1 rRNA gene is annotated in these 258 nt (G+C 47.7%); it reads right to left on the reverse strand.

Annotated elements, in window-relative coordinates:
- Window positions 1–258 (reverse strand): 23S ribosomal RNA (locus tag IB279_RS38315); the annotation flags it as partial.

Genomic DNA, 258 nt, shown 5'->3' on the forward strand with positions numbered 1-258 from the left:
TTGCGGAGTCTCGGTTGATGTCCTTTCCTGCAGGTACTTAGATGTTTCAGTTCCCTGCGTTCGCTTCTTACCCCTATGTATTCAGGATAAGATACCTTTAAACAATGCTTGGAAACCTAAGCCGTACCAAAGCACGACTTAAATTTTCCAAGCATTTAAGGTGGGTTCCCCCATTCGGAGATCCATGGATCAAAGCTTATTCGCAGCTCCCCACGGCTTATCGCAGCGTATCACGTCCTTCATCGCCTGTGCATGCCA

This window comes from Ensifer sp. ENS06, from assembly GCF_014852205.1.
GTDB classification, from domain to species: domain Bacteria; phylum Pseudomonadota; class Alphaproteobacteria; order Rhizobiales; family Rhizobiaceae; genus Ensifer; species Ensifer adhaerens.